At 54.6% G+C, this 23,920-nt stretch carries 21 protein-coding genes; 6 read left to right on the forward strand and 15 right to left on the reverse strand.

Annotation, left to right across the window (positions count from 1 at the left end; translation table 11 throughout):
* Positions 1 to 8: 8 nt before the first annotated feature.
* Together WA318_RS06620 and pdxR are read right to left on the reverse strand one after the other, a co-directional pair.
* The gene (locus WA318_RS06620; RefSeq protein WP_336080357.1) at positions 9 to 1,493 is read right to left on the reverse strand and encodes a cryptochrome/photolyase family protein; all 1,485 of its coding nucleotides are present in this window, start codon (positions 1,491 to 1,493) and stop codon (positions 9 to 11) included.
* A gap of 122 nt (positions 1,494 to 1,615) precedes the next feature.
* Positions 1,616 to 3,136 (reverse strand): MocR-like pyridoxine biosynthesis transcription factor PdxR, encoded by a 1,521-nt coding sequence (gene pdxR, locus WA318_RS06625; RefSeq protein WP_336080358.1) that lies wholly within the window; start codon positions 3,134 to 3,136, stop codon positions 1,616 to 1,618.
* Between the two features lie 118 nt (positions 3,137 to 3,254).
* On the opposite strand from pdxR, the gene WA318_RS06630 reads away from it, so the two are divergent.
* Positions 3,255 to 3,941 carry a pyridoxamine 5'-phosphate oxidase family protein gene (locus tag WA318_RS06630; protein WP_336080359.1) on the forward strand — a complete coding sequence of 229 codons (687 nt, stop codon included), beginning with the start codon at positions 3,255 to 3,257 and terminating at the stop codon, positions 3,939 to 3,941.
* A gap of 62 nt (positions 3,942 to 4,003) precedes the next feature.
* Here the strand turns inward: WA318_RS06630 and WA318_RS06635 are convergent, their stop codons facing one another.
* A complete protein-coding gene (locus WA318_RS06635; protein WP_336080360.1) occupies positions 4,004 to 4,912 on the reverse strand; it encodes a pseudouridine-5'-phosphate glycosidase in 909 nt (302 codons plus the stop codon).
* 229 nt (positions 4,913 to 5,141) lie between these two features.
* On the opposite strand from WA318_RS06635, the gene WA318_RS06640 reads away from it, so the two are divergent.
* The gene (locus WA318_RS06640) at positions 5,142 to 6,338 is read left to right on the forward strand and encodes an MFS transporter (RefSeq protein WP_336080361.1); all 1,197 of its coding nucleotides are present in this window, start codon (positions 5,142 to 5,144) and stop codon (positions 6,336 to 6,338) included.
* Between the two features lie 52 nt (positions 6,339 to 6,390).
* On the forward strand, positions 6,391 to 7,101 hold the full coding sequence (locus tag WA318_RS06645; RefSeq protein ID WP_336080362.1) for a zinc ribbon domain-containing protein: 711 nt from the start codon (positions 6,391 to 6,393) through the stop codon (positions 7,099 to 7,101).
* Positions 7,102 to 7,178: 77 nt separating this feature from the next.
* Here the strand turns inward: WA318_RS06645 and ilvC are convergent, their stop codons facing one another.
* The 4 genes from ilvC to miaA form a co-directional block, all read right to left on the reverse strand.
* Positions 7,179 to 8,198 carry a ketol-acid reductoisomerase gene (gene ilvC / locus WA318_RS06650; RefSeq protein ID WP_114099102.1) on the reverse strand — a complete coding sequence of 340 codons (1,020 nt, stop codon included), beginning with the start codon at positions 8,196 to 8,198 and terminating at the stop codon, positions 7,179 to 7,181.
* A 117-nt stretch (positions 8,199 to 8,315) separates the two neighbouring features.
* Entirely contained in the window at positions 8,316 to 8,825 is a 510-nt protein-coding gene (ilvN, locus tag WA318_RS06655) for an acetolactate synthase small subunit (protein WP_114101451.1), read from the reverse strand.
* 104 nt (positions 8,826 to 8,929) lie between these two features.
* Entirely contained in the window at positions 8,930 to 10,693 is a 1,764-nt protein-coding gene (locus tag WA318_RS06660) for an acetolactate synthase 3 large subunit (protein ID WP_336080363.1), read from the reverse strand.
* A 152-nt stretch (positions 10,694 to 10,845) separates the two neighbouring features.
* Positions 10,846 to 11,814 (reverse strand): tRNA (adenosine(37)-N6)-dimethylallyltransferase MiaA, encoded by a 969-nt coding sequence (miaA, locus tag WA318_RS06665; RefSeq protein ID WP_336080364.1) that lies wholly within the window; start codon positions 11,812 to 11,814, stop codon positions 10,846 to 10,848.
* Positions 11,815 to 12,020: 206 nt separating this feature from the next.
* Here miaA and serB point away from each other — a divergent pair, with 206 nt between their 5' ends.
* Positions 12,021 to 12,911, forward strand: a complete 891-nt coding sequence (gene serB, locus WA318_RS06670; protein WP_336080365.1) for a phosphoserine phosphatase SerB — start codon at positions 12,021 to 12,023, stop codon at positions 12,909 to 12,911.
* Positions 12,912 to 12,989: 78 nt separating this feature from the next.
* Here the strand turns inward: serB and WA318_RS06675 are convergent, their stop codons facing one another.
* The 4 genes from WA318_RS06675 to hflK form a co-directional block, all read right to left on the reverse strand.
* On the reverse strand, positions 12,990 to 14,483 hold the full coding sequence (locus WA318_RS06675) for a DegQ family serine endoprotease (protein WP_336080366.1): 1,494 nt from the start codon (positions 14,481 to 14,483) through the stop codon (positions 12,990 to 12,992).
* Between the two features lie 201 nt (positions 14,484 to 14,684).
* On the reverse strand, positions 14,685 to 14,876 hold the full coding sequence (locus WA318_RS06680) for a DUF2065 domain-containing protein (protein WP_114099110.1): 192 nt from the start codon (positions 14,874 to 14,876) through the stop codon (positions 14,685 to 14,687).
* Positions 14,877 to 14,992: 116 nt separating this feature from the next.
* Positions 14,993 to 15,865: a protease modulator HflC gene (hflC, locus tag WA318_RS06685; protein ID WP_114099111.1), complete on the reverse strand. Its 873-nt coding sequence runs from the start codon at positions 15,863 to 15,865 to the stop codon at positions 14,993 to 14,995.
* Positions 15,865 to 16,992 (reverse strand): FtsH protease activity modulator HflK, encoded by a 1,128-nt coding sequence (gene hflK / locus WA318_RS06690; protein WP_336080367.1) that lies wholly within the window; start codon positions 16,990 to 16,992, stop codon positions 15,865 to 15,867. Before hflK ends, hflC begins: the two co-directional genes overlap by 1 nt.
* A gap of 413 nt (positions 16,993 to 17,405) precedes the next feature.
* On the opposite strand from hflK, the gene WA318_RS06695 reads away from it, so the two are divergent.
* The gene (locus WA318_RS06695) at positions 17,406 to 18,581 is read left to right on the forward strand and encodes an Mrp/NBP35 family ATP-binding protein (protein WP_336080368.1); all 1,176 of its coding nucleotides are present in this window, start codon (positions 17,406 to 17,408) and stop codon (positions 18,579 to 18,581) included.
* A 55-nt stretch (positions 18,582 to 18,636) separates the two neighbouring features.
* On the opposite strand, the gene WA318_RS06700 is transcribed toward WA318_RS06695, so the two are convergent.
* On the reverse strand, positions 18,637 to 19,044 hold the full coding sequence (locus WA318_RS06700) for a hypothetical protein (RefSeq protein WP_336080369.1): 408 nt from the start codon (positions 19,042 to 19,044) through the stop codon (positions 18,637 to 18,639).
* Positions 19,045 to 19,179: 135 nt separating this feature from the next.
* On the opposite strand from WA318_RS06700, the gene WA318_RS06705 reads away from it, so the two are divergent.
* Positions 19,180 to 19,995 carry a helix-turn-helix domain-containing protein gene (locus WA318_RS06705; protein ID WP_336080370.1) on the forward strand — a complete coding sequence of 272 codons (816 nt, stop codon included), beginning with the start codon at positions 19,180 to 19,182 and terminating at the stop codon, positions 19,993 to 19,995.
* A gap of 33 nt (positions 19,996 to 20,028) precedes the next feature.
* Here the strand turns inward: WA318_RS06705 and WA318_RS06710 are convergent, their stop codons facing one another.
* The 3 genes from WA318_RS06710 to purQ form a co-directional block, all read right to left on the reverse strand.
* Positions 20,029 to 20,814: a substrate-binding periplasmic protein gene (locus tag WA318_RS06710; RefSeq protein ID WP_336080371.1), complete on the reverse strand. Its 786-nt coding sequence runs from the start codon at positions 20,812 to 20,814 to the stop codon at positions 20,029 to 20,031.
* Positions 20,815 to 20,951: 137 nt separating this feature from the next.
* Positions 20,952 to 23,162: a phosphoribosylformylglycinamidine synthase subunit PurL gene (purL, locus tag WA318_RS06715; protein ID WP_336080372.1), complete on the reverse strand. Its 2,211-nt coding sequence runs from the start codon at positions 23,160 to 23,162 to the stop codon at positions 20,952 to 20,954.
* Complete coding sequence (gene purQ, locus WA318_RS06720; RefSeq protein ID WP_336080373.1) at positions 23,159 to 23,848, reverse strand: phosphoribosylformylglycinamidine synthase subunit PurQ; 690 nt, start codon at positions 23,846 to 23,848, stop codon at positions 23,159 to 23,161. Before purQ ends, purL begins: the two co-directional genes overlap by 4 nt.
* Positions 23,849 to 23,920 lie beyond the last annotated feature (72 nt).

Raw genomic sequence — 23,920 nt, forward strand, 5'->3', positions numbered from 1 at the left:
TTCAGGGGCTATGCCACAGATTGCTTCATGTCCTGATAGGCCCTTAGAGCGCGCTCACGGCCTTCTTTGACCCCGGTGACGGGTTCCGGGTAATTCTGTCCCAAGGTGACACCAGCGGCCTTGAGGATCAGCGGAGACGCTTCCCACGGTTTATGGATATATTGTTCGGGCATGTCGCGAAGTTCCGGCACCCATTGGCGAACATATTCACCAGCCGGATCAAACTTCTCGCCCTGCAGGACCGGGTTGAAAATACGGAAATAGGGGGCAGCATCGGCACCGCATCCGCCAATCCACTGCCACGAAAAGGCATTGTTGGCCGGACAGGCATCGACAAGCGTGTCATCAAACCACGCAAGCCCGTCACGCCAATGCACCAAAAGATGTTTCACCAGCACTGATCCGACAATCATCCGCACCCGGTTATGCATGTATCCCGTATGCCAAAGTTCGCGCATACCGGCATCGACAATCGGGAAGCCTGTTTGGCCCTTCTGCCATCGTTCAAGTGTCGTGCTGTCATTTGACCAGGGGAAGTGGCTGAACTGCCGTTGCAACGGGATGGATCGCAGGTCGCTTGCGTGGAACAGAATGTGATGGGCAAATTCACGCCAGCCCAGTTCCGCCATGAATTTTGATGCTGTCTTGCCCTTGCCCGGATGGGCATCGGCAAAATGACCGGCACTGTGCCATACCTGATAGGGGCTGATTTCCCCGAAACGCAGATGCGGGGAAAGTTCCGATGTGACCCGGTGGTCCGGACGATCACGCAAGTCGGCATAATCGACAAGACGCTCATCGATAAAGTCAAACAGCTGGTCTTTCGCGCCCTGTTCCCCGGGCGTGAACCGCTCGGCAAAGCCAGTAGCCCAATCAAACGGTTTTGGTGCCAGATCAAGGGCTGCAAGGCTGACTTCACCGGCAATCTTGATGTCAGCAAGTGTGATCGACTTTGGGGTGGCAAATGGTTGACGTGGTGCCGGAAGTTTCTGGCAGGCACGCCAGAACGGGCTATAGACCTTGAAATCAGTTCCGCCACCTGTTTTGACTTCCCATGGTTCAAACAGAAGGTTGGCCTTGAAGCTTTCGCACTCTACGCCGCGGTCCTGAAGCGTTGCTTTGATATCGGTATCGCGGCTGGTCGACGGCCTGTCATACAGCCGGTTCCAGAACACCGCTTTGACGTCATGGGCATCCGTGATGTTTTCAAGAATGTCGCCCGCATCGCCAGACAGCAGGTGCAAGGAGGCATTGGTCGCGGCTGATTGGGCGCCCGCTTCTGCAATGCTGTGACCAAGAGCTTCCAGACTTTTTTCCAGCCACCAGCGTGTTGCGCCGCCAAGCTGACTGTCAATCACAGGGTCAAGGATAAAGACAGGAAGCACCACCCCGTCATTCTGATTCGCCCATTTCGTAGCGGCCAGCAGCGCAGGATTATCCCCCAGCCGCAGATCATTGCGAAACCACATGATTGCGATCGGGCGTTTGGTCATCTGTATTCCTGAAACTTATCAAGGGGGGACTTTGGTCTGTCTTACGCCAGAGGGGAGAGAGCGTCGCGACTGTGACAGCGTATTGAGGGGAAGTCGTGGCGCTCTCTCTGGCTCGGGGTACATTAAGATCTACGTTTGAGAATTTCGATCAGTTCACCGAAACTTTCAGAAAGTTGATTTTTTTCCCAACCGGCAAATCCAAGCACCAGTCCCTGTGGCAAGTCCCCGCGATTTTTTGAAGATTTATCATGGTAGTAGGATGACAGGGCGCGACAATCGAGCCCGGCTTTTACCATCCGTTCCTGAACAGCAATATCGTCATGTCCGGCAACCAGTCGCGCACAAAGATGCAATCCCCCGTCAGATGGCATGGCCTCAAGCAACCCCGATGCCGTATCGGCAATCAGGGATTTGAGATGTGCGCGCCGTTCGCCATAGCGCAGACGCATCTTGCGAACGTGGCTGCCAAAATGGCCCTCGGCAAAAAAGGCACCAAGGGCGGCCTGCGCTGTTGGGGCGGGAACACCATCGGCAAAGCCGCGCATACCACGAAAAGCCGGAATAAGGGCCGGGGGCAAAACCAGATATCCAAGCCGAATGCCCGGGAACAATACCCTTGAAAATGTGCCGACATAGATCACGCGGTTATCCGTATCAAGCCCCTGCAAGGATGAAAGCGGCGGTCCGTCATACCGGTAGTCGCTGTCATAGTCATCCTCGACAATCCATGCGTCATTGGCCCTGGCCCATTGCAAAAGTGCCAAACGGCGCGATAGCGACAATGTCGTGCCCAGCGGATAGTTTCGCGACGGTGTGGTTACGACAATGCGTGACGGCGATGACGTCTTTCCAAGCCCGTCAACGCACAGCCCTTCTTCATCAACGGCAACCGGATGCAAAACCGCACCGCTTGACGCCAACACACCGCGGATGCCCTCGTAACCGGGATCTTCGGTGGCAATGATGTCACCCGGATCAACAAGGGCACGCGCAATCAGATCAAGTGCCTGCTGCGCCCCGGAAACCACCATCACCTGATCGGCCTGGCAATTCACCCCGCGTGACTGACGCAGCCATTTGGCGATTTCATCGCGCAGCAATGGCATGCCCATCGGATCGTCGGGGATTGTCAGATCAATGTTTGGTGCCCGCCAGGCGCGGCGCAGCAGGCGCGCCCAAAGATCAAACGGAAACCCGTCAAGATCAGGTGTCGCCGGGTTAAACGGGCGTGCAACCCGAAAGCGCGGAAAACGCCGCTGATAGGCCAGCATGCGCATCGCACTCTGACTAAGATGCAGGGGACGTTGGTTCTCGGCCTTCTGTTTGGCAAGTCCGGATTTGGTAGCGGTCTGCATGTCCCGATCGGGAAGGGCGGTTGCAACAAAGCTTCCGGCACCTACCCGGGTTTCAAGATATCCTTCCGATGTCAGAAGATCGAAACTGGTCACCACTGTGTTGCGCGATATGCCAAGTGATGATGCAAGATCGCGGCTGGCCGGAAGCCGTTCCCCCGGATGCAAACGGCCATCAAGAATGGCGGCGCGAATGCCGTGATAAAGACGGCGATAGGCGGTAATTGCCTTGTCATTCCCATCTCCTTCGGTCTGGCTCGGATAAATCCAGCTATAATCGCTGCGCGGCATTGGTCTTCCTGATGGCAAAATTGGTTCTGTCATTTTTAGTATAATGGACCTTTTTAAAAGTCCAATTCTATCCATGATGGGGCCACCAATTACGACCGCAAGAAAGAACGAGGCCACCATGTCCGAAGCTATCCAGTCGCCCCAGACATCCGAGCAGACCCCATCGGGTCAATACGAGGTGCATCCCCACACCAAGGTTATCCGTGGTCCGAAACGCGCATCTTATGATCGTGACCTGGTACATGGCATTATTGATGATGCATTGATCTGCCATGTTGGCACCATTGTTGATGGACGCCCGGCCATGATCCCGACCGCGCATTGGCGGTTTGGTGAACGGATTTACATCCATGGCGCATCGAAGAACCGCATTCTTGCTGCGATTGCCGCAGGCGAAGAAGCATGCCTGTGTATTACCCATCTTGATGGTCTGGTGATGGCGCGGTCCGCCTTCCATCACTCGGCGAATTATCGTTCGGTCGTGATCTACGGCAAGGGCGAGGTGGTTGATGGCGAAGAAGGTAAGATGGAACATTCCCGCCTGTTTATCGAAAAGCTCGAACCGGGGCGGTGGGATAAAGTCCGTCAGCCAAACAAACAGGAACTCAAGGCCACCATGTTCCTTGGCTTTGATCTGGCACAGGTTTCGGCCAAGGTCCGTGCCGGTGATCCGGTCGATGACGATGACGATTATGACTGGCCGGTCTGGGCCGGTGTTTTGCCCAGTACGCTTCACTGGGGCACACCGGTTGACGATGGCAAGATCAAGTCGGGCTTTGAAGGGCAGGGCTATCTTCGCGACTAAAAGAAAATGGGCTGGCAATCATTTGCCAGCCCATTTTAGGTCTGATTGGTCGATGCGACTGGTCAGCCCGCCATCGCAACTGCAATCCTTGCGCCAAGGCGTGCGTTGTTACGCACAAGCGCGATATTGGCTTCAAGGCTTTTGCCTTCGGTCAGATTGGTCACCCGCGCCAGAAGGAAGGGCGTTACATCGCGGCCCAGAATGTTCTGTTCCTTGGCATCGGCAAGGGCATCTTCAATTGCGCCTTCGATGGCTTCGCGTGCCAGTGCCTTGTCGACCTCGGGCGGATTGCCGATGACAACACCACCTTCAAGGCCGAATTCCCATTTCGATTTCAGGAATGCTGCCAGGTCTTGCGGGCTATCAAGGCGAAGCGGTGCTTTGTGGCCACTTTCAACCGAATAGAATGCCGGAAATTCATCGGTACCATAGGCAATAACCGGCACACCAAGCGTTTCAAGATGCTCAAGGGTTTTGGGAATATCAAGGATCGCCTTGGCCCCGGCGCAAACAACGGCAACACTGGTTTTGCCAAGCTCGGTCAGGTCGGCCGACACATCGAAATTTCCAGCAAGATCACGGTGAACACCACCGATGCCGCCAGTGGCAAAGACACGAATACCGGCTTTTTCGGCCAGAATCATGGTTGCCGAAACCGTGGTGGCACCATCGCGTTTCTTGGCAATGCAATAGGGAATATCGCGACGTGACAGTTTCAGAATGTCTGTGCCCTTGGCGAAATATTCGAGTTCCTCGGGCGACAGGCCGATTTTGCAACGGCCCCCGATCACGGCGATGGTGGCGGGCACCGCACCGTTATCACGTACATCCTGTTCAACAGCCTGTGCTGTTTCAAGGTTCTGCGGATAAGGCATCCCGTGCGAGATAATGGTGGATTCAAGGGCAACGACCGGCTTGCCAGCGGCAAGGGCCTCTGCGACCTCGGGGGCGATATCAATAAAGTCCGACATTCCGATATGCTCATATCTGGTTTAAAGTTTTAAAGGCCAGAATTAAACAGATGCCCCCCATAAATCCAGCCCAAACCATCCCGGCAGACCAAGCTTTCGGAATGGCTGCCTTGCGCGCGTCGTTTGATCGTTGCCGTCCATGCACGGGACTTGTGCCAGTGACCGGATTGTAAGCATCTGATTTGATGGATATCTTGGAATACCACCAAATTTTGAAAGCCCGCCTGAAATGCATGCCAAGCCCACCCTGACACGTGGCCTTCTGGCCTTTATGGCCATCGGAAGCGGTCTGTCTGTTGCCAGTCTTTATTACGTTCAGCCGCTGCTCGAATTGCTGGCACGCGAGTATGGTTTAAGCGAAACCAGCGCGGGATTGCTGGTGACTGTGGCACAGGTCGGCTATCTGACAGGGCTGATTGCGGTTGTACCGCTTGGTGATCATCATGAACGGCGCAAGTTACTGACCGTGACATCGGCTTTGACAGCCGTCGGATTGCTTGCCATGGGGCTTGCGCCATCGTTTCTGATGCTGGTTGCCTTTAGCATCTCGGTCGGTATTACCTGTGTGACCGCCCAAATCCTTGTGCCGCTGGCAGCTCACTTGGCCAGCGATGACAAGCGCGGCTCTGCCGTCGGGGCGGTGATGAGCGGGCTGTTGCTGGGTATCCTTCTGGCCCGTACGTTTTCCGGGATCATGGCCGAGCTTGCCGGGTGGCGCTCAGTCTTCATTGTCGCGTCCGTCTTGATGGCGTTTTATGCAGTTGCCTGTTACCGCATCATTCCCAATATTCCACCGACATCCCATACCAGCTATCGCACGCTTTATCTGTCGATCCTGCATCTGTTTCGTGACGAAGAAGTCCTGCGTCGCCGCAGCCTGATTGGCGGGTTGCAATATGCGGTCTTTGCGATCTTCTGGACATCCATGGCCTTCATGCTGGTCCGCCAATATGACATGTCCGAAGCCGTGATCGGGCTTTATGGCCTGATCGGTGCGATTGGTATTCTGGCGGCCCGCATTGCAGGTCGGCTGGCCGATCAGGGATGGGCCCGGCTCAGCACGGGCGGGTTCCTTTTGACCACCATATCAAGCTGGGGGCTGCTCTATTGGGGGCAATGGTCGCTGGTGGCCTTTGCCATCGGGGTGGTGTTGCTTGATCTTGGTATTCAGGGCACGCATATCTCGAACCAGAGCGAGGTCTATCGCCTCAGCCCCGAAGCACGCAGTCGCCTGACCACGGGCTATATGGCCAGCTACTTCTTTGGCGGGGCCTGTGGATCGGCAAGCTCTGCGGTGGCCTATGGCATGGGCGGATGGCTTGCGGTGGTTGCTCTTGGATCAACTGTTTCGATCCTGTGTGTTATTATTTGGAGTATCGGCGAGTTGCGGTTCCCGCTCAGGAGCATGCGGCGGGTTTCTCGCTAGCAGGGAATGCCTGCGGATATAGACGGCAGAGTTCTTTTCAGGGGGAGAAGGAATGTCTGATGATCAGCAAAGATGTTGTGCGTGCGGGAACGAAATTGTTCCTGACTACAAAATTTGTGCGCACTGCGGAACGCACCAGAACCCCGTGCGGAGACGTATTGAGCAGATTCTGAAGACATTTGCGGCAGTTTCAATCGTCGCAGGTGCTGTCTCGGTCACAATTTCATTCTATCCACAGGTAAAAAAGACGCTTTGGTTCAAAGAAGATGTGGAGCTGGTCAGTGTTGATACGACGGTAGCCGGAACGCCGGGGACACTGTCGTTCCTCAACAAGGGGGACGGGGATGTTTTCATCTCCGAGCTGATCATTCGTCTGAAAGAGCAGAACCTGCCGCTGGAAATACGCCTGCGCATTCATCAATTACTTAAAAAAGATGAACTGACGGCGTTGCGCGTTGCTACGCCTGAGGTCTCTGGGGATAAATTCAGCGATACCGTCGGGCCAAAGCAGTTTGACGCTTGGCTGGCTTCTCGAACGCAGCAACAAATTGACGATCAGATAAACAGATGTTTTGTGATGAAGCCCTTCGATGAAACTAAAGGGGGATACATCGTCGCAAGAAAGATCGCGAGCCATCCGGCAGTAGGAGTTATCCGGTACTACAGTCCTGAAAACAGGGCTGTTCGTGAAGTTGTGTCAGCAACGCCGCTAAAGGCTGCTTTATTCCGTCGGAACCTGAAAGTGTGTGCAACGGGTGATTGATTGCGTGTCTTAAGGTCCAAAGCAAAACGGCCGCCCCATGGGGACGGCCGTTTGCGTAAGAACGAACTGAGCGGTGCTTAGTTCTTTTCTTTGTCGACGAGCTGGTTTGCAGCAATCCACGGCATCATCGCGCGCAGTTTGGTACCAACTTCTTCGATTTCGTGTTCTGCGTTCAGACGGCGGGTTGCCTTGAACATCGGCTGGCCGCAATGCATTTCCTGAACGAAGTCACGAACGAACTTGCCTTCCTGAATGTCAGCAAGAACTTCTTTCATGCGTTCTTTGACCGATGCATCGATCACGCGCGGGCCGGTGACATAGTCGCCGTATTCTGCGGTGTTCGAGATCGAGTAACGCATGTTGGCCATACCGCCTTCATACATCAGGTCAACGATCAGCTTAACTTCGTGCAGGCACTCGAAATAGGCCATTTCCGGAGCATAACCAGCTTCGGTCAGGGTCTCAAAACCGTATTTGATCAGCTGGGTCAGGCCGCCACAAAGAACTGCCTGCTCGCCGAACAGGTCGGTTTCGCATTCTTCACGGAAGGTGGTTTCGATAACGCCGGAACGACCGCCGCCGATTGCCGAAGCATAGGACAGAGCAACTTCAAGGGCATTGCCCGAAGCATTCTGTTCGATAGCGACCAGGCACGGTACGCCGCCGCCACGCTTGTATTCGGAACGAACGGTGTGACCCGGACCTTTCGGTGCGATCATCATCACGTCAAGATCAGCGCGCGGCTCGATCAGGCCGAAATGGACGTTCAGACCGTGTGCGAACAGAAGTGCTGCACCCTGTTTCAGATTGTCGCGCAGTTCGTTTGCATAGATCGCTGCCTGATGTTCATCCGGGGTCAGGATCATGACGACGTCTGCCCAAGCAGCTGCTTCGGCCGGGGTCATGGTTTTCAGGCCGGCATTTTCAGCTTTCTTGCGCGAAGCGGAACCTTCGCGAAGGCCGACAACAACGTCTTTAACGCCTGAATCATGAAGGTTAAGCGCATGGGCATGGCCCTGCGAACCGTAACCGATGATGGCAACTTTTTTGGTCTTGATCAGATTAACATCTGCATCGCGGTCGTAATAAACACGCATCTTTCGATACCTCTGGACGTTGGACCACGCTGATTTTTGTGCGTGGTGGATGGTAATAATGAATTCGGGGACAAACCCCGATGCCTTGCCCGATGCGGATCACCGGGCAGGGCAAACTCACATCGTTAGTGTGCCGCGCGAAATCGCAGCCACACCGGTACGCGAAATTTCCGAAAGCCCCAGTGGCGCCATCAATTTGATGAAGGCATCAATCTTTTCGGGGCTGCCGATGATTTCATAAACGAAGGAATTATTGGTCGCATCGACTGCGCGGGCCTTGAAGATGTCGGCAATGCGCAGCGACTCAACGCGCTTTTCACCCGTTGCAATCACTTTGACCAGTGCAAGTTCACGCTCAACACTCGGACCGGCAAGGGTCAGGTCGCTGACCTTGTGAACCGGTACAAGACGCGAAAGCTGTGCCTTGATCTGTTCAATCACCATCGGGGTACCCGAGGTGACCACTGTGATGCGGGACTGATGGGCGTCGGCGTCGACTTCGGCAACGGTCAGGCTTTCAATGTTATAGCCACGGCCGGAGAACAGGCCGATGACACGGGCCAGAACGCCAGATTCGTTGTCCACCAGAACGGATATGGTGTGTTTCGAGATTTCGGTTTCTTTCACGGTTTCGCTCCGTAAGAGCTCGGTCGGGGGCATCTATGTGCCGCCCGAGCCGGCCTTTTCATTATGGTTTTGATGATATCGTCTCGCACGCTTGTCGTTGCGGATCAGACCAGAACCATCCCTTCGTCGGAATCAATGGCTTCGTTGCCGTCGGTTTCCTGCCCAAGCAGCATTTCATTGTGCGGCTTGCCCGACGGAATCATCGGATAGCAGTTTTCCTTGTCGTCCACGGCAACATCCAGAATCACCGGACCGTCAATTTCGAGCATTTTCTTGATGGCGTCATCAAGATCAGCCGGGTTGTTGCAGGTCATGCCGGTAAAGCCGAATGCTTCGGACAGTTTGACGAAGTCAGGAAGGGTTTCGCTATAGCTTTCGGAATAGCGCGAACCATGCAGAAGCTGCTGCCACTGACGTACCATGCCCATGTAACGGTTATTCAGGATCACGGTTTTGATCGGCAGACGATACTGTGTCATCGTCGCGCATTCCTGAATATTCATCATGATCGACGCATCGCCTGTGAAGCAGACAACCGTCGCATCCGGGTGGGCAACCTGAACGCCAAGGGCGGCCGGCATGCCATAGCCCATGGTGCCAAGACCACCGGACGTCATCCATTCATAGGGATGTTCGAACCCGAAATGCTGGGCGGCCCACATCTGGTGCTGACCGACGTCAGTCGTGATGTAGGTCTTGCGATCACGGGTCAGTTCATGAACACGACGAATAACGTGCTGCGGCTTGATAACGTCTTTGGGCTGCTTGTAGGACAGGCAGTGTTTGCCACGCCATCCCTCAATTTCTTTCCACCAGCTATCAAGTGCATTGGCATCGATCTTGTACTGTTTGGCTTTCCAGATCTTGATCATGTCTTCAAGAACGTGACCAACATCGCCAACAATCCCGATATCGACCGGAACGTTTTTGTTGATCGAGCTCTGATCAATATCGATCTGGATTTTCTGCGAATGCGGCGCAAAGAAATCAAGGTTGCCGGTTACACGGTCATCAAAGCGTGCGCCGATTGCAATCATCACGTCGCAATCATGCATCGACATGTTCGATTCATAAGTACCGTGCATCCCGACCATGCCGAGATACTGTTTGTCCGATGCCGGGAATGCACCAAGACCCATCAGGGTCAGCGTGATCGGCGCGCCGGTCATGCGGGTGAACTCGGTCAGAAGCTTGCAAGCCTGCAAACCGGAATTGATGACGCCACCACCACAATACAAGATCGGCTTCTTGGCCGATGCCAGCATTTCGAGTGCTTCTTCAATCTGGCTGCGTTCGCCTTTTACCACCGGATTATAGGTGCGGTGCTGAACCTGTGACGGTTCCAGATACGGTGCCTTGCCAACAAGGATATCTTTCGGCAAGTCGATGACAACCGGACCCGGACGGCCGCTGGAGGCAACGTGGAATGCCTCATGCATGGTGCGTGCAAGACGATCCGGATTTTTGACCAGATAGTTATGCTTGGTGCACGGGCGGGTGATGCCGGTGGTGTCGGCTTCCTGGAACGCATCATTCCCGATCAGATGAGTCGGGACCTGACCGGTCAGGCAGACAACTGGAATGGAATCCATCAACGCGTCGGTAAGGCCCGTAACAGCGTTTGTCGCACCCGGTCCCGAGGTCACCAGCACAACGCCGACCTTGCCGGTCGAGCGGGCGTAACCTTCAGCAGCGTGGACAGCAGCCTGTTCATGGCGCACTAGAACGTGACGAATCCGGTTTTGTTTAAATATCTCGTCATATAGCGGTAGGACAGCGCCGCCAGGATAGCCGAACACGACCTCCACACCCTGATCAGCAAGGGCCTGCAACACTACTTCCGAACCACTTAAAATACGTTCTGCCATGATTTTCGAGCCTCTTTACTTAGCGACAACAACGTGTCGCGTGATGACCGCGTGATTGAAACATGATCCAATTATCCTCAAATTGGAGTTGAAAAATCCGCCGAAACGGCGGTTTTCCGCCATTTCGGCGGGGGAAGCGCCAACCTATCGCCTCACTTTGGCGTGGTCAACAGAAATTGGTTAATATCATGACGCATTTTTGCTGCCAAACTTTCCGAATATTGCGCGTCGATGATTTCCTTGTCGGTCATCTGATGACGAAACCACGTTAATTGGCGCTTTGCATAACGTCTGGTTTCGCGCTGGGATTTCTCTTTGGCGGTGGCAAGATCAATCTTGCCAGCCAGATATGCTCCAAGCTCACGCACGCCGACCGCCTTCATGACCGGGGCGCTCTCGGGAAGCCCAAGCGCAATCAAATCGCGGACTTCGTCAATTGCACCCTGTTCGATCATAAGGTCAAAACGCCGGTTGCAGCGATCATAAAGTATGTCACGTGGCGGCATGTAGCACAGCTTTTTGAACTTCATGTTCGCAGGTGGCGTGATCACCGGTTCCTTGTGCCAGGCTGTCAGTCCGCGACCGGTATGGGCGAAAACCTCGGCGGCGCGAATCAGACGTTGCGTATTGGTGCCATCAAGTGTCGCGGCGGTCTCCGGATCGTCTTTTGCCAGCTTTTCAAAGAATGCTGCGTGCCCAAGATCTTCGAGTTCGGCGGTAACACTGTCGCGAATCCGTGCGGGGACATCCGGGATCGGTGCGATTCCCTCGGTCAGGGCGTTCAGATACATGCCCGTGCCACCCGTGATGATCGGGAGCTTGCCCGAAGCATGGCAGTCGGCAATCTCGGCCATGGCCATCTCGCGCCACTTTCCCGCTGAACAGGCTTCGCGTCCTGACAGCACACCATAAAGCCGATGGGGTGCACGTGCGGTTTCGCTTTCATCAGGGCGGGCGCTCAGGATGCGCAGTTCCTCATAGACCTGCATGCTGTCAGCATTAATCACCACGCCGTCAAAGGCTTCGGCCATATCAAGCGCAAGCGCGGACTTCCCGCTGGCAGTCGGGCCAGCAACGATCAGGACAGGGGCAAAGGAACTGTTGGCGTTAATGGCCGACATGAAGGCACTTCCAAGCTCGGATATTCAAAGGTCGGACAGTCTATTGGGTTCGATGCCAAAGGCATAGCGATTTGGGACACATGACCCCGGCAAAAAACACGTAAACAAGACGGATTGCGCGAAAGTTCTCTTGCCAGGGTCGGGCGCAATTCGGATAAAGGCGACAAATCTGTTTAATGCCTTTTCCGCCAAGGAGCCCGCAGACCATGAAGTTGGTACTGACCCTGATTGCCGCCCCGAATTCGAATGCGTTGACCAAGTCCGTCATCGATAAAGCAGCAATCGCCCTGACCGGGGCAGGGGCCCTTGTCGGGGATGTGACCTGGCTTGCCGAGGGTGAGGCATGTGATCTGATCTTTGATGGCATCACGCTTGATGTGGCTGATACCAGTCTTGCTGAGTCCGAGCTTGGTGTGGATGCCGTTACCCAGAAAATCGCAACCCGGAGCAAGAAGCTGCTGATTGCCGATATGGACAGCACCATGGTGACCGGTGAAACCCTTGATGAGCTCGCCGAATTTGCCGGGGTCAAGGAACGGGTGGCGGCAATCACGGCACGCGCCATGAATGGCGAGCTTGATTTCGAAGCCGCCCTTGATGAACGCGTAGGCCTTCTTGAAGGCATGTCGACCGAGATGCTGAAAGAAGCTTGGAAAACTGTCGAATATACCGGCGGGGCCAAAACGCTTGTCTCGACCATGAAAGCAAACGGGGCTTTTGCCGCACTGGTATCAGGCGGGTTCGATTTCTTTACTGGCGCAGTTCGGGCTGAACTTGGTTTTGACTATGATCAGGCCAATGTTCTGATCGAACAAGACGGCAAACTGACCGGTAAGGTCAAAAAACCGGTTCTTGATCGTCAGGCCAAGGTGGACGCGCTTGAAAACCTGTCAGCCGAGCAGGGCATCACGGTCGATGATGCGATTGCGGTCGGTGACGGTGCCAATGATCTTCAGATGATCTCGCTTGCCGGAACCGGTGTTGCCTTCCATGCCAAACCGTCAGTTCAGGAACAGGCACGCATCTGCATCAATCATGGCGATCTGACAGCACTCCTGTATTTGCAGGGCTATGCCAAGGCCGATTTCGTTTCCTGATCACCGGAACATCGCAAAGAAAAAGGGCGACCTGCGTGGCAGGCCGCCCTTTTTTCATGTCAGTATCGTTGGTGATACTTATTCAGCAACCGAAAGGGTCAGGCCAAAGTAACGCGGGCCAGCAGATGTTTCGATCAACATCAGAATGGTGCGCTTGTCGTCATCAACGGCGGCTTTGACAGCCTTGGTGACATCTTCGACATTCGAGACCGAGCTGTGCGACGCTTCGATGATGATGTCACCGGGGCGAACACCTTTTTCGGCAGCATAGCTGTCACCTGATACGTCAGTCACAATCACGCCTTCGGTACCGTCGGCAAGGTTGTAACGTTTACGAAGGGTATCATCGACATTGGCAACCTTGATGCCAAGTTCGTTGATGTTGGCCTCGGCAATCGCCGGTGCTTCCTGGCTGTCAGAAGGCGTCGCGCTTGCGGCAATGACTTCTTCTTCAAGTTCGCCAAGTTCGACCTGTACGGTCTGTTTCTTGCCATCGCGCCAGATCACCACATCGACATCCTTGCCGATTTTGGTTTCGGCGACGATACGTGGCAGGCGACGCATGGACTCAACATCCTTGCCATCAAATTTCAGGATGACATCACCCTGTTTGATGCCTGCTTTCTTGGCGGGGCTTTCGTCCGACACGCCAGCAACCATTGCACCCGATGCGCTATCAAGTCCAACCGAGTCAGCGATATCTTCTGTGACGGTCTGGATGTGAACCCCAAGCCAGCCACGACGGGTACGACCATATTCCTTGAGCTGGTCGACAACGCCCTGGGCAATGGCCGACGGAATGGCAAAGCCGATACCGACCGAACCGCCGGACGGGGAATAGATCGCGCTATTGATCCCGATCACATCACCATCAAGGTTAAACAGCGGACCACCCGAGTTTCCACGGTTGATCGACGCGTCGGTCTGGATGAAATCGTCATACGGACCCTGATTGATGTCACGGTTCCGGGCCGAAATAATACCGGCCGTCACAGTGCCACCAAGACCGAACGGGTTACCGATTGCCATCGCCCAGTCACCAATACGCGACTTGTCTGAATCGCCCCATTTAACGAACGGAAGATCGTCTTTCGGGGTGACTTTCAGCAATGCAACGTCGGTTTTCGGATCGCGACCGATCAGTTCGGCATCAAGGGTTTCACCGTCATGAAGACGCACGCTGATCTCGTCTGCGCCATCAATGACGTGGTTGTTGGTCACGATGTAACCATCCGCCGAGATGATAAAACCCGAACCAAGAGCGGTTGCGCGACGCTGTTGCGGGGTTTGACCACCCTGACCGCCTTGACCATTCCGATCCATAAAGTCACGGAAAAGATCTTCGAACGGCGAACCCGGGGGGAACTGGAAATCAGGTCCCTGGCGGTCTGCGACAATCTGGCTGGTTGAGATGTTCACAACACTTGGCAGCAGTTTTTCTGCCAGGTCTGCGAAACTTTCAGGAGCGGGGCGGGCATTCGCGATTTGCGAAACACTGGTCACGCCAAGGAGAACAATCACCAGTGCTGCGCTTACTTTCGACCGCACCGGGTTGTATAATGCTTGTAGCATGTGTCTGATCCTGTTCGTTGCCGCGTTCACGGTATTTGTAATTCTGTTTTTGCAGCGCGCGATGGGATTCTTAATTTACCCGTCGCTTAATTAATCAAATTAACCCCGACTTTGGCAGAATTTGGGCGGCTCTGGGAAAAATCAAGGAATTCTCGGCACAACATCGTGGCGTTTTACCCGTGTATGGCGGTTTTCCGTGGCTTATAGCCAGGTTCTAACGGCCCAGATAGCGCCGATTGCAACGACGGCTGCAACCAATCCACCAATGCGCAACTGCGATTCAGGGATTTCCTGAACAAGTTCCAACACCCTTTTCGCGCCGCCGGGAAACAGCGAATAAAACATGCCCTCCAGCGCGATGGCCAGAAGTATAGCAGTTGCAAGTTCCTTCATGGGCGTGGACGTTCCGGCGGTTTAAAACGCCTGCCTTACGCGGTGCGCCGGCAGGACATAATTATGAAAACAAAAAGGGCGACCTGACTAATATGCCGGTCGCCCTTGTGTTTTGTCTAGCGGCTTGTCGCTGGACCAGACTTATTAAAGTACTGGAAAAACTCGCTGTCTGGTGAAAGCACCATGGTCGAGCCGTTATCAAGCGCTATTTTGTAGGCTTCAAGCGAACGATAGAATTCGAAGAATTCCGCGTCCTTGCCATAGGCTTTACCAAGGATAACGTTCCGCTGACCGTCGCCTTCACCGCGCAGGACTTCGGCCTGACGGTTTGCTTCGGCGATGATGCCGATGCGTTCACGGTCGGCTTCTGCCTGGATTTTCGCCTTGAGCTCTTCACCTTCTGCGCGAAGCTGGGCTGCTTCGGCAATACGCGAAGAACGCATACGGTTATACACCGCTTGCGAGGTTTCCTGTGGCAGGTCGGTACGACCGATACGGACATCAATCAGCTCGACGCCGAATTCCTTGGCCGGATCGATCAGCGTTGCCTGGATTTTTTCCATGATCTGTGCACGGTTGTCCGAAAGCATCGACACAAGCGGGGCCTGTGCGAGTTCACCACGGATAACCGAGTTCAGACGCTGACCAAACAGCTGCACGAAGTTGGCAGCGTTGGTTGCGCGCTGACGGAAGGTCAACGGATCAACGATTTTCCAGCGGGCAAAGCTGTCAACATTGACACGCTTCTGGTCCGACAGAAGAACCTGCTGTACCGGCGGATCAAGTTCTAGGATACGACGCTCGTAATATTCCACGTTCTGGATCGGCAGTTTGAAATGCAGACCCGGCTCGGATACCGCATGAACCGGATTACCGAACTGAAGAACAAGTGCCTGCTGGTCCTGACGGACCGTAAAGACACACATGGAACCGATCACGGCGGCAATGACAACGACGACGCCTGCGGCAATAAGTTTAGGACTTGCCATTAGTTGTTGCCTCCTGCATTCGCACGTTTCTGAACTTCGGGCAGCGGCAGGTACGGCACGACGCCATTCCCTTGTGCATTACGCTCGATGATCACTTTGTCGGACTTGCCCAGGACTTCCTGCATCGTTTCGAGATACAGACGACGGGTGGTTACGTCCTTGGCGGTCAGGAAGGAATTGTAGATCGAGTTAAAGCGTTCAGCTTCACCTTCTGCTTCCTTCGTCACACGGTCCTTGTATGCGCGGGCCTGAAGAACCTGACGTTCAGCTTCACCCTTTGCACGCGGAATGATGTCGTTGCGATAGGCCAGTGCTTCGTTCTGGGAACGATCACGGTCCTGACGCGCACGCTGCACATCGTTAAAGGCATCAATAACGTCACGCGGCGGATCAACCTTCTGCATCTTCACTTCTGCAATAAAGATACCGGAATCATAGCCGTCCATGATTTCCTGAAGCAGGGTACGGGTCTGTTCCTCAACCCGGACACGGCCAACAGTCAGGGCCTCTTCCAGATTGGTTTTCCCGATCACCTCGCGCATTGCACTTTCAGATGCAAGCTTGATGGTGTTTTCCGGATCACGAACATTAAACAGATATGCGCCAGCATCGCTGATGCGCCACTGAACGACATAATCAATGTCGATGATGTTCTGGTCACCAGTCAGCATCAGGCTTTCTTCTGGCACATCGCGCGAACCGCCCGTTGTGACATTGCCTGCGCCGCGATAACCGACCTCGATCTGGTTCGTCCGTTCAACGTTCGGCTTGATGACCTCGCCAATCGGAGCCGGCAGGAAGTAGTTCAGACCCGGACCCGTGGTGCCAACCCATTTGCCAAACAGAAGCGTGACACCCTGTTCGCCCGGCTGGACACGGTAAAAACCGGTCAAAAGCCACAACCCGATCACAGCGATACCGATCAGGACAAAGCCCTTGTAACCGCCACCACCGGGGAACAGCCGTTTCAGGCGTTCCTGGCCTTTACGAATCATTTCATCAAAATCGGGGGGCGTATTTCCGCCGCCGCCACCACCGGAAGGACGCTGTCCCCACGGATTCTGGCCGCCACCGTTATTTCCGCCGCCGCCCCAGGGGCCGCCGCCCCCTTGTGAATTCCAAGGCATCGAGTGTTTTCCTCTTCTTGCCGTTCGGTGTTTATCTTTGCTTACCGAGTACCAGGGTCTGGACTCATAAATATGTTTGCAATGGTTGATTGGACAGGTGCAGATACGCGGAGCGAGGCAACAGGAAGATTTTTATCTTGCAATGCCTTGTGACAACGTTGCCCGTGCCTATCCGATCAATCCGAAGGACAATCGCAAGATTTGCGAACTCCTGCGTCAAATCCCTTGACCGGGATACCGACCCGCTCTAAGGGCTTTTCCTTGTGTTTCGCAAATCTTGCGATTGCCATTACAATCATATTTATGAGCCCAGACCCTCTGGCCTTATATGACAGCTTGCCCTGCAAAACAATGTTACGCGCCTGCAAGTTCTGTGTGATCACGGACTTAAGCCAAAATTTGGAGACCGCAATATGACTTCGCCCAACCGTGAACAGATTGTCGCCGCACTCGACAGCGTCATCGACCCGGTCGACGGCAAATCAATCACAGCCAAGGACATGGTGCAAGGCATTGATATAAATAATGAAGTCGTCAATGTCATGATTGCGGTTGATCCCAAGCGCGGACCGGCACTCGAAGATTTGCGCCAAGCTGCTGAAAAGGCTGTTGCTTCTGTGAACGGGGTCACAACAGCCCGTGTCGCCCTGACCGCAGAACGACCAACGGCTGCAAGTCAGTCTGCCGCGCACCAACCAGCAGCTGAAAGACCGGCCCAACCCGGACAGCGTCCGCAAGGGGCGGGACAAAAACCGCTCGAATTGTCCTCTGTACGCAGCATTATCACCGTTGCCTCGGGCAAGGGTGGGGTGGGTAAATCCACGACCTCGGTCAACCTTGCCTTGTCGCTGGTTGCCAAGGGACTCAAGGTTGGCCTGCTTGATGCAGATATTTACGGGCCGAGTCTGCCGCGTATGATGGGGCTTCGTGATGCGAAGCCGGTGCCGTCCTCCGAACATCAGGGTAAAATGATCCCGCCTTCGGCCTTTGGTATCCGAATCATGTCGATCGGCTTTATGGTTGACGAAGAACAACCGGTGATCTGGCGTGGCCCGATGGCGATGGGCGCACTTGAACAGCTTCTGCGCGATACCGACTGGGGTGATCTTGATGTGCTGGTGGTTGATATGCCACCGGGTACGGGTGACATTCAGCTGTCCATGGCGCAGCGTGTTCCGGTCACCGGGGCTGTGATTGTTTCGACCCCGCAGGACATCGCGCTTCTGGATGCCAAAAAGGGCCTGAACATGTTCCGCAAGGTCAATGTGCCGGTGTTCGGTCTGATCGAAAACATGTCCTATTACAAATGCCCGGAATGCGGCCATGTTGATCATGTCTTCGATCACGGCGGGGCGCGCAAGGCCGCTGATGAGCTGGGCGTTCCATTCCTTGGCGAAATCCCGCTGGATCTTAAAATCCGTCTGGGTGCGGATGAAGGCAAACCGATTGTTCATACAGAGGCCGACGGTGAACATGCGAAGGCCTATGGTGCCATTGCAGGGAAAATCGCTGCGGCGATTGAGGAACGTGTTGGTCCGGCCGAGGCGCCCAGGAAAAAGGGATTGTTTCCCAAGATCAGCTTCAAATAAGCACATAAAAAGGGCCGCAACGTTGCGGCCCTTTCGTTTGATTTGGGGGGGGCAATCAGGCCGACGCCATCTGGTTGGACGACCCAAGCATCCGGTGTTCAATCACGGCCAGAATGCCAACTGCAATTGCTTGAAGGATTACAAAGCCGTATCCGGGTACGGTCGGTGTAATGAACGACATCATCAGAACACCAAGGCTGGCTGCTACCCATCCCAGATTGCCCAAGATAATGAGTAAAACCAGCGCGTTACCCGGTGTCGGTTGGCGACCGGTGAAGGCCATCAGGGCCGCGCAGGGAAACAGGATCAATCCGGCATAAAACAGAAGGTCGACCGGTAGCCCCAGCCATTGACCAAGCCATCCGGAACCAGCCGTCAGCAAAAGCCCAAAGCCAAGGCAGGTTGCAGCATCAATCATCAGGACAGTTTTCAGAAGTTTGGTGGAAGAAAGTGCAGCCATCATTCAAACCTTTCGGGTTGCGGGTGATGGCGACACCTTGCCGTGATCAGGGAATGATTACGATTACCTCAGAGGTAATGTTTAATCCTTTTCTTTGGTGGTAGGCTGCGAAAACTTTGAAACAGAACAGCCGATCCAATGACCCATGACGCGTTTGGAAATAGTCTTAAGGCATGGCGGAAACAGCGCCGGCTGAGCCAGCTTGATCTGGCCGGGGATGCTGATATTTCGACCCGGCATCTCAGCTTTCTCGAAACAGGACGATCGAAGCCAAGCCGGGATATGATTCTGCATCTTGCCGACTGCCTTGATGTACCTTTACGCGAAAGAAACAGGTTGCTGGTTTCTGCGGGGTTTGCGCCAATTTATGCAGAACATGATTTTGATGGGGATGCAGGGACTGCCATTCGAGATGCGGTTGATCGGATCTTGTGCGCCCATGAACCCTATCCGGCGCTGGCGATGGATCGGCACTGGAATATGGTGGCGGCGAACCGGATTGTGCCGCTATTGCTGTCGGGGCTTGATCCTGAATTTCTGCGTCCGCCGGTAAATTTGTTGCGCCTTAGTCTCCATCCGGACGGCTTGGCATCACGGGTGGTGAATTTCGCACAGTGGCGAACGCATCTGCTCGATCGTCTCCGCCGCCAGATCGACGTGACCGGTGATCCCGAATTGATCCGACTTCATGATGAAGCCGGTCGCTACGCCATGCCTGTTGATCACGATAATATGGAAAAAACCGTTGGCGATGATGCCGGGGCAGACGCAATCAAGGGCCTGATTGTTCCGCTGATCCTCAAAACGGATGCCGGTGTGTTGCACTTTGTCAGCACGACAACAGTTTTTGGAACCCCGGTCGAGGTAACGTTATCTGAGCTCGCAATTGAAACGCTGCTTCCGGCTGATGACGTCACAAGCAATGCCTTGAAACAACTTTCCTCAACACTATAGGCGGTGGAATTGTCAGGTGAATTGGTGTCTTGTCTAGTGAAATGCAGACCCGATAGCCTGACGCAGGGCGTTGGTGACAATGGAATCAAAGGTGCCATCTTCGACCATTTCAGCGATAGCGCGATTGATCAGTGCAATCTTTGACAGGTCTTTGGACCGTCTGTTCAAGGCGATGAAGGTCTGATTTTCAAAAAGGGCACTTTCAGCGCGCACGATCTGGTCTTCAAGTCGGAGCTTTTTGATCCAGATATCACCTGCTTCGCGCACCGCAATTACGGCATCAATCCGTTTGCTGATCAGCATCGAAAAATTCTGATCATCGCCGGTTGCTTCGGATGCGGAAAACAATCCTGCTCTGCGCGCACTGTCAAAGGCATCGCCATAACTCCAGCCACGAATGACTCCGACACTCATGCCTTCAAGATCATCAAGGTCACTTTCACCAGCGAAGTCAGTTTTGGGGCGATAGATCATCAATCCTTCGCGGTGGATCGGGTCGCTAAAGGCATATCTCTTTTGGCGTTCAAGATTTTTGTATATTCCGGCGATCCCGCCGTCACCGTTTTCAAGATGCATGAGCGCGCGACGCCAGGGAACTGCGATAATTTTTACCGATATGCCAGCCCGCGCGAAAACTGCCCGAACGATGTCCGGATAGATGCCCTCTGCCTGATCGTCACTGCGATACATAAACGGTGGATTGGCTTCATCAACATAGATGGTCAGGGCATGAGCATGTCTTGCGGGCAACAAAGCCGCCATGCTGCAGACGATGAACCACAGAATAGTCCAGACAATTGGTCTGTAATGCCGCGCCATCTCACCCCCAACGATATCTGATATTCGTCATATGGGAACAATCGCATGCCTCGACAACGGAACGGCATATCTCTGTGTTGATAAAGAAAAACCCCGTCAGATCGCTCTGACGGGGTTTTTCTGTAAATCGGTAATACTTACTGAACAGCTTCTGCCATGAAGTTTGGCATCCAGCCTTCATTCAGGTTGCGCAGTTCGGAAAGGGATACTTTCTCGCCACCGTCAATGGAGACGGCATCGCCGCCAGCCTGGCCGATGATCACCGCAGCAACGTTCGAGCTGCTTGCTGCGTTGAGAACCTTGTCCGGATCGCGGGTTGCGATCACGTAGCGACCCTGATCTTCACCAAACAGCCATGCGATTTCGCTACCAGCTTCCGGCAGATGCAGGTCGGCACCGATATTGCCCGCAAGGCACATCTCGGCAACCGTGACCAGAAGGCCACCATCAGCGATATCGTGGCAGGTACGAACCAGACCCAGTTCAATCAGTTCACGCACCAGCGTACCGGCGCGTTTTTCTGCATTGAGGTCAACCGGCGGCGGTGCACCTTCTTCGCGACCTTCGATGGTCTTGAGATACAGCGACTGACCCAGTTCACCGGTCGCAGCACCGATCATGATCAGCGCACTGTCATCACGCTTGATGCCAATCGTTGCATGGTGACCCAGATCGGAAATCACACCAACGCCACCAATTGCCGGGGTCGGCATGATGCCAACGCCGTTGGTTTCGTTGTAAAGCGACACGTTGCCCGAAACGACCGGGAATTCCAGTGCGATACAGGCTTCGCCGATGCCCTGACATGCGCCAACAAACTGGCCCATGATGCGCGGACGTTCCGGGTTGCCGAAGTTCATATTGTCGGTGATGGCAAGCGGCTTGGCGCCGGTTGCAACCAGGTTACGGTATGCTTCGGCAACGGCCTGTTTGCCGCCTTCGACCGGATCGGCCATGACATAGCGCGGGGTACAGTCGGTGGTGGCTGCAATGCCCTTGTTCGTGCCCTGAACGCGCACGACACCGGCATCGCCACCCGGACGGACAATGGTGTTGCCCATGACCAGATGGTCATACTGTTCCCAGATCCAGCGACGTGACGCAAGGTCGGGCGACGCAATCAGGGTTTTGAGCGCCTCAACATGGCTGACCTTGGCCGAAATGCTTTCGGGATCAATACGGTCCTGTTTTGGGGTCGGTTCCCACGGACGGTCATATTCCGGCGATGCTTCGGCCAGCGGATCAATCGGAAGATCACCGGCAACGTCGCCATGCCATTTCAGGACCATGCGCTTGGTGTCGGTCAGAATACCGATGACCGCAAAGTCGAGTTCCCATTTGTCAAAGATTGCCTTGGCGGCATCTTCGCAACCGGGTTTCAGAACCATCAGCATGCGTTCCTGCGATTCAGAAAGCATCAACTCATAGGGCGTCATGCCTTCTTCGCGCATCGGGACTTTATCAAGCCACAGCTCGACACCGACACCGCCCTTGGAGGCCATCTCGAACGAGGATGAGGTCAGACCAGCCGCACCCATATCCTGAATTGCGACGATCATGTCGGTTGCCATCAGTTCAAGGCAGGCTTCAAGCAGAAGCTTTTCAGTGAACGGATCGCCGACCTGAACGGTGGGACGCTTTTCTTCGCTGTCGTCATCGAACTCGGCTGATGCCATGGTTGCACCATGGATACCGTCACGGCCGGTTTTCGAGCCGACATAGACAACCGGGTTACCGATACCAGCCGCAGCCGAATAGAAGATGTTATCCGCATCGGCCAGACCCACGGTCATCGCATTGACCAGGATGTTGCCGTTATAGGATGCATGGAAGTTGGTTTCGCCACCGATGGTCGGAACACCCATGCAGTTGCCATACCCGCCGATACCTTCGACAACGCCACTCAGAAGATGACGGGTTTTCGGATGATCGGCCTCGCCAAAGCGCAGGGCATTGAGGTTGGCAATCGGACGTGCGCCCATGGTGAAGACGTCACGCATGATGCCGCCAACACCGGTTGCAGCACCCTGATAGGGTTCGATAAAGGACGGGTGGTTGTGGCTTTCCATCTTGAAGACAGCAGCCTGACCATCACCGATATCAATCACACCGGCGTTTTCACCCGGACCCTGAATGACCCAGTCAGCCTTGGTCGGAAGAGTCTTGAGCCATTTCTTCGAGGACTTGTAGGAGCAATGCTCAGACCACATGACCGAGAAAATGCCAAGTTCATTGATGTTGGGTTCGCGACCCATGATTTCGAGAACGAGTTTGTACTCTTCCTCGTTCAGGCCGTGTTCCTTGACCAGTTCCGGCGTGATCGGGGTGTTGAAATCGTTAGCACTCACGATGCTGCCTCCACCAAGCTTTTGAACAGATTGCGGCCATCGGTGCCACCATGGAGCGGATCAATCGCATTTTCCGGGTGCGGCATCATGCCAAGGACGTTGCCCGCCTCGTTGATGATGCCGGCAATGTTGCGCTGGGAACCGTTCAGATTGGTTGCCGGATCGACAACACCATTCGCATCGCAATAGCGCAGGATGACGCGACCTTCGCCTTCGAGGCGGTCAAGCGTTTCGCTATCGGCAAAGAAGTTGCCGTCATGATGGGCGACCGGATAGTCGACGACATCGCCAGCCTTGTACTGGTTGGTGAAGCGGGTATCAGCGTTTTCGATCTTCAGATGCGTGTTCTTGCAGATGAATTTCAGGCTGGCATTGCGCATCAGCGCACCGGGCAGCAGGCCTGCTTCTGTCAGAATCTGGAAACCGTTACAAACGCCAAGGATGGTCACACCGGCTTTGGCGCGTTCAGCAACAGCGCGCATGATCGGGGACTTGGCAGCCATGGCGCCGCAACGCAGATAGTCGCCATAGGAAAAACCACCCGGGACCATGATGATGTCGGTCTTTGGCAGCTCGGTCTCGCCATGCCAGACCACGACCGGTTTGGTGCCGGTGGCCTGTTCGAGTGCTGCGATGGCGTCATTCTCCCGGTTGATGCCGGGGAAGAGGATGACAGCGGATTTCATGAAATACCGTCTCTCGATTAATGTCCGTTACTTGATCGCGATAGACAGGGGCCGTGCAATGACAAGGCCCCG

This window comes from Thalassospira sp. CH_XMU1448-2, assembly GCF_037027285.1.
In the GTDB taxonomy this organism is placed as follows: Bacteria; Pseudomonadota; Alphaproteobacteria; order Rhodospirillales; family Thalassospiraceae; genus Thalassospira; species Thalassospira profundimaris_C.